The sequence below is a fragment of the Hymenobacter duratus genome, assembly GCF_014698995.1.
GTDB classification, from domain to species: Bacteria; Bacteroidota; Bacteroidia; order Cytophagales; family Hymenobacteraceae; genus Hymenobacter; species Hymenobacter duratus.
Map to the genome: position 1 here is coordinate 507,011 of NZ_JACWZZ010000002.1, position 15,305 is coordinate 522,315.

11 protein-coding genes are annotated in these 15,305 nt (G+C 60.4%); 4 read left to right on the plus strand and 7 right to left on the minus strand.

Annotated features, from left to right (window positions below; all coding sequences use genetic code 11):
* Positions 1-37 precede the first annotated feature (37 nt).
* Complete coding sequence (locus tag IC231_RS10060; RefSeq protein ID WP_190784392.1) at positions 38-2,902, plus strand: S8 family peptidase; 2,865 nt, start codon at positions 38-40, stop codon at positions 2,900-2,902.
* 70 nt (positions 2,903-2,972) lie between these two features.
* On the opposite strand, the gene IC231_RS10065 is transcribed toward IC231_RS10060, so the two are convergent.
* Positions 2,973-4,286, minus strand: a complete 1,314-nt coding sequence (locus IC231_RS10065; protein ID WP_190784393.1) for a Y-family DNA polymerase — start codon at positions 4,284-4,286, stop codon at positions 2,973-2,975.
* 8 nt (positions 4,287-4,294) lie between these two features.
* Positions 4,295-4,777 carry a LexA family protein gene (locus IC231_RS10070; protein ID WP_190784394.1) on the minus strand — a complete coding sequence of 161 codons (483 nt, stop codon included), beginning with the start codon at positions 4,775-4,777 and terminating at the stop codon, positions 4,295-4,297.
* 215 nt (positions 4,778-4,992) lie between these two features.
* On the opposite strand from IC231_RS10070, the gene IC231_RS10075 reads away from it, so the two are divergent.
* Positions 4,993-5,241 (plus strand): hypothetical protein, encoded by a 249-nt coding sequence (locus IC231_RS10075; RefSeq protein ID WP_190784395.1) that lies wholly within the window; start codon positions 4,993-4,995, stop codon positions 5,239-5,241.
* 114 nt (positions 5,242-5,355) lie between these two features.
* Here IC231_RS10075 and IC231_RS10080 read toward each other — a convergent pair whose 3' ends face one another.
* Together IC231_RS10080 and IC231_RS10085 are read right to left on the minus strand one after the other, a co-directional pair.
* Positions 5,356-6,066, minus strand: a complete 711-nt coding sequence (locus IC231_RS10080; RefSeq protein WP_190784396.1) for a carbonic anhydrase — start codon at positions 6,064-6,066, stop codon at positions 5,356-5,358.
* Between the two features lie 51 nt (positions 6,067-6,117).
* A complete protein-coding gene (locus tag IC231_RS10085) occupies positions 6,118-6,828 on the minus strand; it encodes a TIGR02117 family protein (protein WP_190784397.1) in 711 nt (236 codons plus the stop codon).
* 93 nt (positions 6,829-6,921) lie between these two features.
* Here IC231_RS10085 and IC231_RS10090 point away from each other — a divergent pair, with 93 nt between their 5' ends.
* Complete coding sequence (locus IC231_RS10090; RefSeq protein WP_211538984.1) at positions 6,922-7,329, plus strand: hypothetical protein; 408 nt, start codon at positions 6,922-6,924, stop codon at positions 7,327-7,329.
* 14 nt (positions 7,330-7,343) lie between these two features.
* On the opposite strand, the gene IC231_RS10095 is transcribed toward IC231_RS10090, so the two are convergent.
* The 3 genes from IC231_RS10095 to IC231_RS10105 form a co-directional block, all read right to left on the minus strand.
* Complete coding sequence (locus IC231_RS10095; RefSeq protein ID WP_190784398.1) at positions 7,344-10,226, minus strand: MSEP-CTERM sorting domain-containing protein; 2,883 nt, start codon at positions 10,224-10,226, stop codon at positions 7,344-7,346.
* A gap of 222 nt (positions 10,227-10,448) precedes the next feature.
* Positions 10,449-11,138 carry a hypothetical protein gene (locus IC231_RS10100; RefSeq protein WP_190784399.1) on the minus strand — a complete coding sequence of 230 codons (690 nt, stop codon included), beginning with the start codon at positions 11,136-11,138 and terminating at the stop codon, positions 10,449-10,451.
* 317 nt (positions 11,139-11,455) lie between these two features.
* The gene (locus tag IC231_RS10105) at positions 11,456-13,750 is read right to left on the minus strand and encodes an aconitate hydratase (RefSeq protein ID WP_190784400.1); all 2,295 of its coding nucleotides are present in this window, start codon (positions 13,748-13,750) and stop codon (positions 11,456-11,458) included.
* A gap of 232 nt (positions 13,751-13,982) precedes the next feature.
* Here IC231_RS10105 and IC231_RS10110 point away from each other — a divergent pair, with 232 nt between their 5' ends.
* Positions 13,983-15,275, plus strand: a complete 1,293-nt coding sequence (locus IC231_RS10110) for a peroxiredoxin family protein (RefSeq protein WP_190784401.1) — start codon at positions 13,983-13,985, stop codon at positions 15,273-15,275.
* The last annotated feature ends 30 nt before the right edge of the window (positions 15,276-15,305 follow it).

Below are 15,305 nucleotides of genomic sequence, written 5' to 3' on the forward strand. Positions count from 1 at the left end.
GTTTATCCTGAATCGGATCCGCTTTTTCCCTGTCGATATGTTTCCACGGCTACGCGCGTTTTCACTGGCTGCATTACTCGGTTCTCTGCTGACTCTGGGCTCCATCCCAGGCCACGCCCAGCCAACCTACGGCCCGCTCACCACGGAAAACGCCACGCCTGCTACTCAGCCCGGCACGCTGGTGTTCAAGCTGCGCCCCGAATACCGGGCCCAGGCCGGCCCCACGCAGATAACGCAACCCCGGCTGGAAGCCACTTTGCGCCGCCTGGGGGCCACGCGCCTGCGCCAGAAGTTTCCGAAAGCTCTGCCGCCCGACCCCAAGAATCCTGAGGCTGTGGATCTGCGCTTGGTCTATCAGGTGTGGTTTGAGCCGAAAACAGTGCTGCCGAAAGCCCGACTGGCCCTGCAGCAAACCGGGGTGCTGGCCTACGTGGAGCCGCTCTACAACCGCGCGCCGCTCTATCTGCCCAACGACCCGCTGGCCGACTCTACCAACGTCAATGGCCAGCTCCACCTGAAAAATATCCGAGCGTATCAGGCCTGGGACTTGGCCAAAGGCGACACGACGGTGGTTATCGGCATTACGGATACCGGCTTCCGGCTTTCGCACGAGGACCTCGACGGGCAGTGGCAGCGCAACCGCCAGGACCCGCCCGATGGCATCGACAACGACAACGACGGGTTCGTGGACAACTTCCGGGGCTGGGACTTCGCCGACGACGACAACAACCCGTCTTCCGACTCCTACCAGCAGCCCCGGCACGGCGTGCACACCAGCGGCTGCTCCTCGGCCCGCCCCGACAACGCGCGGGGCCTGGCGGGCGTGGGCTTCAACTGCCGCTTTCTGCCCCTGAAAATATACCCCAGCACACCCGGCGGCAGCTTTGCCGGCTTTGAAGCCATTGTATACGCCGCCGACCACGGCTGCAAAATCATCAACCTGAGCTGGGGAGCGGCGGGTGGCCGCTCGCAGTTCGAGCAGGACGCCATTACCTACGCCGCCGTCAACCGCGACGCCGTGGTGGTGGCCTCGGCCGGCAACACCAACGCCGAGCTGGACTTCTACCCCGCCTCCTACGACCATGTGCTGTCGGTGGGCTCCAGCAGCGCTACCGACGTCAAATCCGGCTTTGCCACCTTCAGCCGCCGCCTCGATTTGGTAGCGCCCGGCGACGGAGTACTGACCACGTGGGGCGACAACGACTCGGACTATATCCGGGCTACGGGTTCGTCGTTTTCGGCACCGCTGGTGGCGGGAGCGGCCGGACTGGTGCGGGCGCGCTTTCCGCAGCTGAATGCCGCCCAGGTACGCGCCCAGTTGCGCCGCACCACCGACAACATTGATCTGCTGCCCGGCAATGCGGCCTATCAGGGCAAGCTCGGGACGGGACGCCTGAACGTGTACCGAGCCGTGCAAGCCAACAACCAGCGGGCAGCCCGCATCACGCAGCGCATCTTCGCGCCCGCCAAAGGCGCCTATCAGCCCGCCGACACGATTCGGCTGGCGGTGGAAGTGGAGAATCTGCTGCTGCCGGTGCAGAATCTGACACTCACCGTTACGTCGTTGTCGCCGTACCTCACGGTGCGGCAGGGCTCGTTTGCGGCGGGGGCGCTGGGCACGCTGGCCCGGGTTTCCAATCCGGCGGCACCATTCCGGCTGACAGTAGCGGGCAGTGTGCCGCTGAACACGCGCGCTGTGCTGCGCTATCATTTCTCGGATGCGGCCACCGGCTATGAGGAAGACCAGTACGCCACTATCCTGCTAAACCCTGATTATGTGGTGCTGAACGCCGGCGACCTGGCCCTCACGCTCACCAGCCGCGGCAATATCGGCTACGACGGACTGGGCTCCGACCTCGGCGAAAGTGTCAGCTACCGGGGCGGCGCACCGCTGCTCTACGAAGGCGGCTTGCTGCTGGCCACTGGCGCGACCCGCGTATCCAACCGCCTGCGCAACGAACGAAACACTGCCGACACCGACTTTTTCAGCCGGAGCCAGACTGCCCTGCGCCGCCAGCCGCTGCGCGCCGACCAGGAAGCCAGCGGCCTGCTGCAGGACTCCCTGCCGAGTGCCACGCGCAACCGCACGGTGGGCGTGCAGGTGCGGCAGCGCGGCTTTGCCTGGGCACAAGCGCCACACCGCGACTATGTGATTCTGGAATATCAGCTCAAAAACGTCACGCCCGACACGCTGAAACCGCTGTATGCGGGCCTGTTTATGGACTGGGATGTAGTGCCCGAATACAGCCGCAACGTGGTAGCCTGGGACTCGGTGCGCCGCCTGAGCTATGCTTATGATACTGGCAGCCCTACTACCTATGTGGGGCTGAAATGGCTGAACGGTGGCACTGCTACTTGCTACGCCATCAATGTAAATGCGCCAGCCGGCAGCCCCGTGCAGCTTTCCAACGGCTTCAGCCGGAGTGAGAAGTACCTAACCCTCAGCAATGGTACCCGCCAGAACACGACCGGCTTACCCACCGGCACCGATATTGCGCATGTGCTTGGCGCCGCGCTGCCCCGCCTCGCTCCCGCCGACTCCGCTGTGGTAGGGTTTGCCGTGCTGGCCGCCCCCAGTCTGGCCCAGCTGCAAGCCGCCGCCGATGCTGCCCAGACACGCTACAACCAGGTATTGCCTACCCGCCCGGCCCTAGCGGCTGGTGAGTGGCAGCTGTATCCAAATCCCGCTACCGGACGTGTGCGCCTCGAAATACCAGCCCGATTCGGAGCCCAGGAAATGCAATTGCTTAATCCGCTGGGGCAAGTGGTTCGGCGGGTTACTATTGCCGGCACCGTTGCCTCGCTGGATGTGAGCGGACTGCCGGCTGGGCTGTATATGGTGCGAGTGCAGGGCGCAAGCGCGAGTCTGGTACGTCGGCTGCTTGTGCAGCAACCGCAGTAGTACGGGCTGTTGCTGCACCAGCAGCCAACGTTGGCAGAATCACTTTATCATCAACTGCGGCCGCCATCCGTCATATCTGCCACAACTCTTCCCAGCTTGTCGTGTACAAGTCAGAGCGCATGGCACTGCGCCCTTTCCAGCCGGCATTTCCCGAAGCAATGCCGGCAGCCGCATAGCTCACCCGCCCTCGTCCGAACCGCTGGTTGAGAGTATCTACTGCTGCCATGAGTTGGGGCCGGTTCCGCTGGTCAGATGCAGTAACAAATAGATTCGTTTGTACCTGACCGGCTGCTTCCAAGCCACAGAACATTACACCAGCACGGGTGTAGACAGTTCCGGGCCGCCAAAGCCGCAGAAGCGCACTATGCGCAGCCTTCAGCAGCTCTCCGGTATCGTTGGTTGCGATGGGCAGCGTAAGCGTGGTGCTAACCGTGGCTGGGCCAGACCGGGCTTTGTACCGGTCAGTACCAAGCAGCACCGTGACAAGATGGGCGGCCAAGTGCTGCTGGCGTAGCTTTTCGGCGGCACGGCAGGCAAATGTGGCTATGGCCTCCTGCAGTACTTCAGCGGCATGCTGGGGCCGACCAAACGAACGGGTGCATACGACGCTCCGGCGCTGGCGGCCACCGGCAGGCAACAAGCAACCATCTTCGTCCAGCGCATGCGGATCAAAATCCAGGCAGGGATGCCCGTGCAATTCGTGCCACAGCCGCACTCCAGTAATTCCTCCTAATTGCCGGCGGACCCAGCTTTCGGGTTGCCCAGCCAGATCAGCAGCCGTTTCGATACCATACTCCCGCAGTTTGGCCGCGTAGCGCCGTCCAATTCCCCACACGTCCTGTATAGGTGTCTGGGAGAGTGCTGCAGCGCATTCAGACGCGGTTGCCAGCACTACAGCCCGCTCCATGAGCGGCTGTTTGCGGGCCAGGCGGTTAGCGAGTTTAGCCAGCGTTTTGGTAGGGGCCACGCCCACGCAGGTCGGGATGCCTACGTGGCGCTGTACAGTATCCCGGATCAGCAGCGCATAGGCCCGCACATCGGGTGCGGTGTAGCGCAGACCAGCCAGATTCAGAAAGGCCTCATCAATGGAATAGACTTCTACCTGTGGCGAAAAGCCCGTGAGAACCTGCATCACGCGCCGGCTCATATCACCGTAGAGGCCGTAGTTGGAGGAAAACACCGCTACTCCGTGCTGTTCCAGCGCAGGGCGCACCAAATGGTACGGCTCGCCCATCTTCAGGCCCAGTGCCTTCGCCTCATCCGAACGCGAAATAAGGCACCCGTCGTTGTTGCTGAGCACCACCACAGGTCGGTTTTCCAGCGTCGGCCGAAACACCCGCTCGCACGAAACATAAAAGTTATTGCAGTCTATCAGGGCATACATAGGGCGGGCTAGGCTTGCTTGTGGTGCCACTGCCGCAGCGGCGTTGCGGCCGGGCGGCCTTCCAGCGCATGTATGACGTGCGTTACGACACCCCAGACCTCCAGGCGGACATCGGCAAGGAGTTCAAAAGGAGCATACCGGTCATTCTCGGCTTCCAGCCAAGCACGGCCGTTTCGTAGCCGTAGCCGCTTCACAGTATGTTCGCCCTCTACCACCGCCACCACAATACTGCCGTCGCAGGCCGTTAGGGCACGGTCAACGGCTATCAGGTCGCCGGGATGGATGCCGGCCCCGGTCATGGAGTCGCCCACGATACGAGCCAGGAAGGTAGAGGCCGGATTGCGGAACAGATGCCGGGTCAAATCCAGCGGTGCATCCAGCTGGTCGTCGGCGGGCGAAGGAAAGCCGGCGGGCACGGGGCAGGTGTACAGGGGCAGTTCGGCGGGCAGCAGCTGATGTGCCGGAACGCAATACAGAATGGCGGTGCTCATAACGGGTAGCGACGGGGAAAGAAATCCGGCGGCGCTATTTACTAATAAAATTAGCAAATACCTCTACCCACTGCTTTTTGCACGGCAAGTTTGGCAACAGTTAACTCCGCCTGAATGTTCATTAAAATTACATTAAAAGCTGTTTTAAGCCACTTTTTCCAAAAAAACGCGGAGCTAATTCTTTTGGAAAACAGGAAATATGTTTATCTTTGGATATGTCGAAAGTAAAGCTTCCCGTTCCGCCTCCCTTGCAGCAATACGCCCGCTGCATAGACGCATCGCGCCGCCCCGCCGACCACGTAGGTGACTGGCCGGAAGCCGGCCGCGTGTATCCCATTCAGTTGCGCCGCAACGCCCGCACCGGCCTGCCGCAGGTACACGTGCTTGGCTTCTATGCAGAGCGTCCGTATGGCGCCTTTGCCCAGCACCGGTTTGAAACTGTGGTGCAGCTCTGGCTCAATTAACCTATCTACTTTTTCAACGCAAAGCCCGACCTCCCTGCTACACGTAGCTGGGAAGCCGGGCTTTTTTTGGAAGCGGCTATAGGCCGCAAAAAGGTATGAGAACAGCCTAGGCAACTACCGCTCTGCTTCGGTCTTGGCCTCCTGCCCAATTTCGACAGCAGGCGTCTTTTTGCCTTCGCCGAACATCACCTGGTCGCCGAGATTATAGATTTCCTGAATATCGTGCAGGATATGCTCAAAATCCAGGTTCAGGTCTTTGAGCAGACCGGTTTTCAGGTCGAATACCCAGCCGTGTACCGTCGGATAGCCTTTCTCCAAATACGCCTGCTGCACCACCGCCATTTTAGTGACGTTGACGCACTGCTCCTGTACATTCAGCTCTACCAGACGGTCGTAGCGAGCCGTGGTGTCCTCGATTTTGTCGAGTTCAGTGTGGTGCAGCCGGTACACGTCGCGGATGTTGCGTAGCCACGGATTCATGATACCCAGATCCTTGGGTTGCATGGCCGCTTTCACGCCCCCGCAGCCATAGTGGCCACATACCACAATGTGCTTAACGCCCAGGTGAGCCACGGCATATTCAATAACCGACGTGGCATTGAGGTCGATGTTGATGACCAGGTTGGCGATGTTGCGGTGCACAAACACTTCACCCGGCGCCACGCCCATCAGCTCCTCGGCTGTCACGCGCGAATCGGAGCAGCCGATGTAGAGGTAGTCCGGCTTCTGGTCGGCAGCGAGGTGCTGGAGAAAACTGGCGTTGGTAGCGGTGTTTGAAGCCACCCACTGGCGGTTCTTCTCGAAAATTTCGTCGTACGTTATCATAGCACCAACATACGATTTTTGTCATCAGACGATGCATAGCCCACCGGATTTCTATCCGGCGGGCTGTTTTTCCCTGTCTCGATAGTGCCAGAAGATGCCCGCGTCGAAAGGAGTCCAGAAGGCAGCCCGCTGGCCGGCCGCCTTTAGCGCCTCATTGGCCCAGCTGTTGCAGGTATAAAATAAGTTGTAGGTGCGCTTGGCCTCATAAAATGCATCGTGCTGGCCGTAGCTATGGCCCTGAATGTGCTCTACGCGGCCCTGCGCATCATAATCGAAGCTGTTGCGGATGAACTCAATCAACTGGCTGTACTGGGCCGGCGACAAATAAATTTTCACGCAGTCGGACCCTTCGACGGGCTGATGGTGGAACGTGGTATGCATGGCCGACTCGCCCAGCCAGAACATGGCTTTGAAGGCTGTACTGGGCTTTAGCTCGGCCCAGGTCGGCGTGTCGAGATAAAACCCCTTGTCGCCCCAGCCAAACCCGACGTAGCGCATGCTGGAATCGGCGGCAGGCGTATCGGCGTAGCGAACCAGCCGGGTCCAGTCCATTTGCGCGTTCCGGACGGGCACCACAATATCGGTATGCACGCCATTAGACAGTACATACGCCTCAATAGCATCGGGGGCAGAATGGCCACGCTTGCCTACCGGCACGGCCGAAAGCCCCACGGCAGCTACCCCATACAGTACCAACACCCCCACAATACTTCCCCCCGCGTAAGCAGCTCCTTTGGCTATTTTTCTGAGTGTACTGGGCATGAACGAGCGTAGCTACGGTTGGGGTCAGGCTCTCATACGCAAGCTCACGAAAAAAGCCGCCTGCGTTCTATATTTGAGGAATTCACTTTTGCCATGCCTCAGCCCGACAATCAGACTTACTCTATTCCGGCCCCATACCGCCGGATGGAAAACCTGCACATTCTGTTCTGGCTGCTCAAGGATATCGGCTGGTGCATGCTCTGGAAGCCGCTAGGAATTAGCATGATTTTCCCGACGCTGACCATTGCCCTCGTCATCACCTGGCGCACCCGCCACGTAGCGTCAGAGCTGGCCCACAACTTGGCCATCGTATTTTGGATTTCGGCCAACTCCTACTGGATGGTCAGCGAATTCCTGGGATTCGATACAGCGCGAGTGTGGGGCAACGTCACGGGCAAGCACCTGGCACTACTGCCGTTCCTGACGGGCCTTGTGATTCTGCTGTATTACTATCTGGTGCAGAAGCCACGCGAGAATCGGTCGGAGCAGGTTGCGACGTAGTTGATGGTCCGGTGCTACGCTGATTGCAGCTGCCGCAGGTGCCATGTGGCCAAGCCTACCGCCGCCAGCACTAGCAGCCCGAGGTAGTCATCTAGCGGCACGGCGGTTGGTTGGTTTTGTTCGCTTTCATCCACATCCAGCGCCGCTTTGCCGCTGAGTACCTGCTCCTGCTTTTGTTGCAGCGCAGCTTTCTGGGCCTGATTTTCGAGGGCCAGATAGGCCGTGAAAGGCGTCAGGATACCAGCCCGGAAGCTGGCCCGCACGAACGGAACGCGCTGCTCATCGGTGGATTCGGGGTGGAAAGCTTGCCACTGCTGGTAGCCGTGCAGCAGCAACCCCGTCTGCCAGCGCCCACCAGCCACCAGCGCCGGCCGCATTGGGGCCGCCGGGTGCGCCAGGACCACTTCAGCCGCACCGTTATCGGACAGGTAGGCCAAAGGCCGCGTTGCCGAAGGCCACGCCCGCACTGCCGGCTGGGTGGTTAGCGGCGGTAGTGTTGCGAAAGTATCAGTTAAATTCTGGCGAGAATTCTGGCGCAGCGAATGCACGGTTAGTCGCCGGTCGGCATCCAGCACGTAGAACCGGTCCGATTCCGGATACGCCACCTGCAGATCGGCCAGATCGGGCCCCAGCACGGTAGCGGCCCAGTTGCCGGTAACCACTACCGGAATCGGGTAGGCGGCGCGCGGCGGCTGATGCGCCTGGACCAGTAGTTGGCGCAGGGCGCCTTCCAGATAAAAGCCGCCCCGGCCCTGGTGGGTGGCCAACTGCTGCGCCCAATCGGCACCGGCCAGCATTGGGGTGGCATAGGCATCTACCAGCGTGAAGCGCGTGGCGGTATCGCGCAGAACTCCAGTTCCGAACTGCTGCTCCAAGCGGCGGGCATAAGCCCGTTGGTGTTGCTGCTGGCTGGCCGACACATCGAACAGGAAATGGTAATACGGCCGGCGCTGTACCAGCGGCAGACGCTGCTTGGCCGCGCGGCTCACGTACGCCACCTCCCCTCCCGGCACCAGCACTGGGGCCGTTACGGCCGGGGCTCCATCAGCCTTCCCTAGCTGCAATGTGCGACCATCCAGCGTGAGGACAACAGGCTCCTTATGCAGCAGCTGAAACCCGGTCACGCGCGGGGCGCGGCGCACCACGGGGTACACACGCAGGCTCAGTTGGTGGTCGTTCTGGTATGTTAGCAGGCCGGGGTCCCGCACCTGATTTTCGCTCAGAATCTGGGCGTACACCCAGGCGGCGGCCTTTTTCTCAGCCAGCACGCCATGCTCCCGATGGCCGTTCATGTCCAGGTAATAGTCGCCCACCCAGCAGCCGGCGGGCAGGCTCAGCAAGGTTGTGTACTCGCCGGCGCGCACGGTAGTATCGGTGTTGGCGACGCGTAGCTCCACTTGGCTCACCCAGGCTTGCTGGCGGGCATCGTAGGTGCTGGTGGTGCGCACATTGCGCAGGGCCGGGGCGGCGGGCAGCGGTGTGGCAAAAGGCCGGGCTACCGATTCCGTCTCCTCCGGCAGCGCGCCCAGGAACACCTGCTCTAGGTCGGCAATTTTGGTATCCGACAGCGTCAGGTTATCCAGCACCAGCCAGTTGAAGAACAACGACAGGTACGGCACGTGCGAGCCAAACATAACGTCACCCCGGTTGCTGCGGTCTTTGTGCTGCTTCACCACCGCCAAGGTGCGGGCCAGCGCCGACTCATTCAGGTCGTAGCGGCGGCCATACTCGGGGGCGTAGCGGTAGTCGAGGGCTTGGTGCAAAGTGTGGCGGTCGAATAGGTAGCGGGCCGTGATAAGCAGCGGCAGTGTACCGATTCCGCCCAGCAGCACCAGCCACAGCACCCGTCCCGAGAATAGCGGCCGCAGCAGTTGCCAGTCGGCGGCCAGCTCCCGCACGTGCACCACCAGCAGCATCAGCGGCGTAAGCATCAGAAAGCCGGTCCCGATGAGGATTACGGCCAGCAACGACAGCGGCAGGAACGGCAGAAACACCAGGAAAAAGTAGAACGTGTAGCCCAGCAGCACGCTCCGCCCGAACAGCAGCAGCAGGTGTCGCCAGTGGTTGGGGCTGGCCGGCAGACAAAGCAACGCCCCGTTCAGCACGGCCAGGACATAAAACCACGGGCTGTTGAAATTGCCGAAAATGCCCGTTTCCGCATTGCCGAAACTGCCCCAAAACAGTCCGTTGTTCACCAGCAAGCCTAACACCGGTAGCACAATGCCCAGCAGCACCTTCCAAAGCAGGCTAAACTCGCGGCCGTAGCCGCCCCGCCGCAGCTCCAGAATGTACACCACCCGCACCACGTAAAACAGAAATCCGATGGTGCCCACCACCAGCCCCGTCACCATAAGCCCGCCACTAAGCCAGGCAGGCAGAATATTTTCCAGCAGAAAGCCGCCCGGCAGCATAATCAGCACGAACCACACGCCCGGCACCGCCAGAGCCAGCAGCACATTAATCAGGACGGAATACTCGCGGTCAGTGGGCGTCAGGCGCATTACCAGGGCATAGCCGGCGTGGGCCAGCGTGGGCATCAGAAACGTGATGAGGTACACCAGCGGGTCGGTGGGCACCATCCAGCGCGGCACGGCCCGGGGCACCAGTTCATCCGCCAGGCTCACGCTCAGGCAGATGAAGGCCGCATAGCCCGCCAGCGTCAGCACGCAGTATAGCGTGCTGACCTCCTGTCGGCGCCTCAGTTGCCACAGCGCATACGTCAGCGTGCCGGCGGCCATCCCTGCCAGGCCGCCGCCCAGCCACGCCCAGGTCTGCACACTCCTGGTTGGCAGCAGGCTTTGGATAACATTGAACTGCCCGTAGCTCAGCAGAACCAGCACAACAATGGCCACCGTATTGACCAGCAACAACCATTTCGGATGCAATAGATTACGCATAAGATTCAGGAAACATAACGCCCGCACCACATCAGGCAACTGCCTGGTTACTCGGGTCGGACAAACATACTTTAAAGTACTTTGCATTTCAAAGTTTATACAAATAAAAACGGCCGCAGACCCTCTCCGGGCAGGCGGCCGTTTTTAGTAAACTGCTCTATAGCCTTTATTGCTGCTGCAGTTTCAAGGTGTTCCTATATGGTCCAGACTAAACCAGCCGCACTAGTGCCCCTCCTGCATTCCGGCCACTACCAGCTGCATCGGAGCCGGTTGAGCGGGGCGTCTGGCACTCCACTTGCGCAGCACGAAGTGCGTGGGCAGATAGGCAACCACCAGCAAAGCCAGCATCCAGAACACCAGATAGACCGGGGCCGGCAGCCAGGTTTGCGGGGCCGCGTCATCGAAGCCAAACACGTAGTTAATGTTTACTGGAATCTTCGGATCGGGCATAACGGCGCCGGCGGGAGGCAGGAAGAAGTATGCAACCAGACACAACGCCCAGGCCACACCCGTCCAGGCCCAGATGGCCCGTTTGTCGTAGCCGAGGCGGCGCACCAGGTACACGAGCAGAAAGGGCAGCCAGCCGTGAAAGAACGAGAGGCCGCGCAGAAACAGGCTGCGGTTTTCGTCGAACATATACGAGGTCATGCCCAGCAGCCGAACGCCCAGCAGCTCTCCCACAAAATCGGCGCACCAGAGCACCTGCGGCAGCAGAATACCCACCGCCGCCATCGACGCCGGCAGGGCCTTCTCGGTCCAGACGCTGATCAGGCAGAGCAGCAACGATATGTCGCAGAAGTACAGGAAGTTGCTGGGGCCGTAGTTGTACCAGTACACCGGCACCATCACGGCCAGGAAAGCAGTGAAAAGAACTTTAAGAGGAAGCGGCAGATGAGAGGAAGTGCGAAACATGGCAGTGGCGCGAAGCAGTGAAGGTTGCTACCAGTTTTCCGGACTGGTATGCTGGGACAAGTATAGCGCTACGCGTCCTCGCCATACCACCGAATTATCGTCTTTTCCAGACCTTGTCAAGTTCCTACAATCATTGTCTATCTGGTATTCAAGACCACTTTAGGTTTAATAATCAGACTTTACAAATACTAAGCAGCTGCCTCAAAAACTGACTAAATCAAACAGTTTGCAACCTCTGTAAAGCGTCAAACAGCATAAAAAAACGGCCGCCTCCCAAGCAGGGAAGCAGCCGCTTTCAATGTGCGCCGAATTCAGAATTACTTCTGCGATAGTTGGGCTTCGCCCGACTCCTTCAAACGAATCAGGTTCAGGGCCGAGCCGGCTTTGAACCACTCAATCTGGCCCTGATTGTAGGTGTGGTTCACCGTGATGAGGTCGGTGTCGCCGTCGGCGTGATGCAGACGGATCTGCAGGGGCTTACCGGGGGCAAACTCCGTCAGGCCGAGGATGTCGAACGTGTCGTCCTCTTCGATCAGGTCGTAGTCGGCCTTGTTGGCGAAGGTGAGGCCCAACATGCCTTGCTTCTTCAGGTTGGTTTCGTGAATCCGGGCGAAGCTCTTCACCAAGATGGCACGCACGCCCAAGTGGCGGGGCTCCATGGCAGCGTGCTCGCGCGAGCTGCCTTCGCCATAGTTCTCATCGCCTACCACAATCGACCCGATGCCCTGGGCCTTGTAGTTACGCGCTACTGCCGGTACCGGCGAGTACGGAGTGCCTTGCGTCAGGGCGTCTTTCACGGCGTTGGTTTCACCGTTGAAAGCGTTGGTGGCCCCAATGAGCATGTTGTTGGAGATGTTGTCCAGGTGGCCGCGGTATTTCAGCCACGGGCCGGCCATTGAAATGTGGTCGGTGGTGCATTTGCCCTGGGCCTTGATGAGCAGGCGCAACCCTTTCAGGTCGGTGCCTTCCCACGGCTTGAACGGGTCGAGCAGCTGCAGACGGTCGGAAGTGGACGCTACCAGCACCTGCACACCCGAGCCATCGGCGGCGGGGGCCTGGAAACCAGCATCTTCTACGGCAAAACCAGCGGGTGGCAGCTCAATGCCCTGCGGCTCGTCAAACTTCACCTGCTGGCCGTCTTTAGTGGTCAGCGTATCGGTGAGGGGATTGAAGGTCAGGTCGCCAGCAATGGCGAAGGCCGTCACGATTTCGGGCGAAGCCACGAAAGCGTGGGTGTTCGGGTTGCCGTCGTTGCGCTTGGCAAAGTTGCGGTTGAAGCTCGTGATGATGGAGTTACGGCGCTTCGGGTCGTCGGTGTGGCGGGCCCACTGGCCGATGCACGGACCGCAGGCGTTGGCCAGCACCACGCCGCCCATCTGGGCGAAGGTGTCCAGCAGGCCGTCGCGCTCCACGGTGTAGCGCACCAGCTCCGAGCCAGGCGTCACGGTGAATTCGGCGTTAACCGTCAGACCTTTGCTGACGGCCTGGCCGGCAATGCTGGCGGCGCGCGTGATGTCCTCGTAGCTGGAGTTGGTGCACGAGCCAATCAGGCCTACTTCCAGCTTCTCGGGCCAGCCGTGCTCTTTTACGGCTGCCGCGAATTGCGAAATCGGCCAGGCGGCGTCCGGCGTGAACGGGCCGTTCACGTAGGGCTCTAGCTCGTCGAGGTTGATTTCGATAAGACGGTCGTAGAAAGCTTCGGGGTTGGCGTACACCTCATCATCGGCGCGTAGGTGCTGGGCCACGCCGGCGGCGAGGTCAGCAATGTCGGCCCGCTCGGTGGAGCGCAGGTAGTCGCCCATCTTCTCGTCGTAGCTGAACACCGAGGTGGTAGCTCCGATTTCGGCGCCCATGTTGCAGATGGTGCCTTTGCCGGTAGCCGAGAGGCTGTTAGCGCCTTCGCCGAAATACTCCACGATAGCGCCAGTGCCGCCTTTTACGGTCAGGATACCAGCTACTTTCAGGATTACGTCCTTCGCGGAAGTCCAGCCGTTCATTTTGCCGGTCAGCTTCACGCCGATTACTTTCGGGAACTTCAGCTCCCAGGCCATGCCGGCCATTACGTCCACGGCATCGGCGCCGCCTACGCCAATGGCAATCATGCCGAGGCCACCCGCGTTGGGCGTATGTGAGTCGGTGCCGATCATCATACCGCCGGGGAAGGCGTAGTTTTCGAGCACCACTTGGTGAATGATACCAGCCCCGGGCTTCCAGAAGCCGATGCCGTATTTATTGGAAACCGAAGCTAGGAAGTCGTATACCTCTTTGTTTTCGGAGTTGGCGATGGCCAAATCTTCAGTAGCGCCTTCTTTGGCCTGAATCAGGTGGTCGCAGTGTACGGTGCTGGGTACGGCGGCCTTGGGCTTGCCGGCCTGCATGAACTGGAGCAGCGCCATCTGGGCGGTGGCGTCCTGCATGGCCACCCGGTCGGGAGCGAAGTCGACGTAGGAAACGCCCCGCTCAAACGCCTGCGAAACCGTGCCGCCGTACAGGTGAGCGTACAGGATTTTTTCGGTGAGGGTAAGCGGGCGGCCAACGGCGGTACGGGCGGCCTCGATGCGGGAGCCCATGCCAGCGTACACAGCCTTGATCATTTCTAAGTCAAACGCCATAATTCAAAAGGGAAAAAGTGGAGAGAACGTACCTATCTAAGACAGGTACGCAAATATAGGTACCGGTCGTTGCGCAGCCCAACTTTTCGGTGGTCGGAAGCCGATACCGGCTGGCATTTAGAATGATTCCAGCCGGCGCCGGCCAAAGTTGGGCTACATTCGCGGCTCTTGCGCTTTAAACTAATTCGGGGGCGCCGTAGTTTAGCCCCGAATCACCTTAACCCTCTTTTGTATGCCCGTTGCCATCGACATTCGCAAGGCAGTACTCGGGGCCGGACTCGCGCTGGCCGCCGCGGCCTGCCAGCCCAATTCCTCCACTTCTGAAAATCAGGCCGCTACCGATGCCGGCAGCGCCGCTGCTGCTTCGGCCCTGTCGGCCGGCACCTGGCGCGGCGTGCTTTCGGCCCAAGGCCAGGAAATACCGTTTTTGTTTGATGTAAACACCGCCGCCGGCAAGTCCACCGTGACGCTGCGCAACGGCGAGGAGCGCCTCAAGCTCGACGAAATCAGCGTGGCCGGTGACTCCACCACTATTCGGCTGGGCGTGTTCGATGCCGCGCTGGTGGTGCGCGCCGATGGCGCCGACAAGCTCAAAGGTACCTGGGTGAAATACGACGGCAAAGAGCCATACCGCGTGGCGTTTGCGGCCACCAAGGGTGCCGAGCCGCTGTTTCCGGTGATGGCCGACCAGAAGGTGGAATCCTTCGACGGCACCTGGAAAGTCACGTTTAAAGGCAGCGACGGCGAAACGTATCCGGCCGTCGGGATTTTCAAGCAGGAGGGCCCGAACGTAAGTGGTACCTTCCTGACCTCTACCGGCGACTACCGCTACCTGGCGGGGCAGGCCGACGGGAACACGCTCAAGCTCTCGACCTTTGATGGCAGCCACGGGTTCCTGTTCACGGCGCAGAAACAAGGCACCGCGCTGCAGGGCGACTTCTACAGCGGCAAATCGGGGCACGAAACCTGGACCGCCGTGCTCGACCCCAACGCCAAGCTGCCCGACGCCAACGCCCTGACCGGCATGAAGCCCGGCCAGAAAAAGCTCGACTTCAAGTTCCCGAGCGTCTACGAAGGCGGCAGCATCTCCCCTTCCGACCCCAAATACAAAGGCAAAGTAGTAGTGGTGCAGATCCTGGGCTCGTGGTGCCCCAATTGCATGGACGAAACCAACTTCCTGGCCCCCTGGTACGAGAAGAACAAGCAGCGCGGCGTGGAAATCATCGGGCTGGGCTATGAGCGCACCACCGACCAGAAAGTGGCCTCGCAGAAGCTGCTGAAGATGAAAGAGCGCATGAACATTGGCTACGACCTGGCCGTGGCCGGGCAAGCCTCATCGGCGGAAGCCAGCAAGTCATTGCCGCAGCTGCAGAAGGTCATTGCCTTCCCCACCACCATTTTCCTGGATAAGAAAGGCGAGGTGCGCAAGATTCACACGGGCTACTCGGGCCCCGGCACCGGCAAGTACTACGAGCAGGAAGTGGCCGAATTCAACAAAACCATTGATCAGCTGCTGGCGGAGTAACTGCATTCTGATAAAGCCAACCGGTCGTTC

What these genes read in the sequence shown, in the direction of transcription:
- IC231_RS10060 (WP_190784392.1), top strand. Translation starts at nt 38, where the DNA reads ATGTTTCCACGGCTACGCGCGTTTTCACTGGCTGCATTACTCGGTTCT.
- IC231_RS10065 (WP_190784393.1), bottom strand. Translation starts at nt 4,286, where the DNA reads ATGTATGCCCTGATAGACTGCAATAACTTTTATGTTTCGTGCGAGCGG.
- IC231_RS10070 (WP_190784394.1), bottom strand. Translation starts at nt 4,777, where the DNA reads ATGAGCACCGCCATTCTGTATTGCGTTCCGGCACATCAGCTGCTGCCC.
- IC231_RS10075 (WP_190784395.1), top strand. Translation starts at nt 4,993, where the DNA reads ATGTCGAAAGTAAAGCTTCCCGTTCCGCCTCCCTTGCAGCAATACGCC.
- IC231_RS10080 (WP_190784396.1), bottom strand. Translation starts at nt 6,066, where the DNA reads ATGATAACGTACGACGAAATTTTCGAGAAGAACCGCCAGTGGGTGGCT.
- IC231_RS10085 (WP_190784397.1), bottom strand. Translation starts at nt 6,828, where the DNA reads ATGCCCAGTACACTCAGAAAAATAGCCAAAGGAGCTGCTTACGCGGGG.
- IC231_RS10090 (WP_211538984.1), top strand. Translation starts at nt 6,922, where the DNA reads ATGCCTCAGCCCGACAATCAGACTTACTCTATTCCGGCCCCATACCGC.
- IC231_RS10095 (WP_190784398.1), bottom strand. Translation starts at nt 10,226, where the DNA reads ATGCGTAATCTATTGCATCCGAAATGGTTGTTGCTGGTCAATACGGTG.
- IC231_RS10100 (WP_190784399.1), bottom strand. Translation starts at nt 11,138, where the DNA reads ATGTTTCGCACTTCCTCTCATCTGCCGCTTCCTCTTAAAGTTCTTTTC.
- IC231_RS10105 (WP_190784400.1), bottom strand. Translation starts at nt 13,750, where the DNA reads ATGGCGTTTGACTTAGAAATGATCAAGGCTGTGTACGCTGGCATGGGC.
- IC231_RS10110 (WP_190784401.1), top strand. Translation starts at nt 13,983, where the DNA reads ATGCCCGTTGCCATCGACATTCGCAAGGCAGTACTCGGGGCCGGACTC.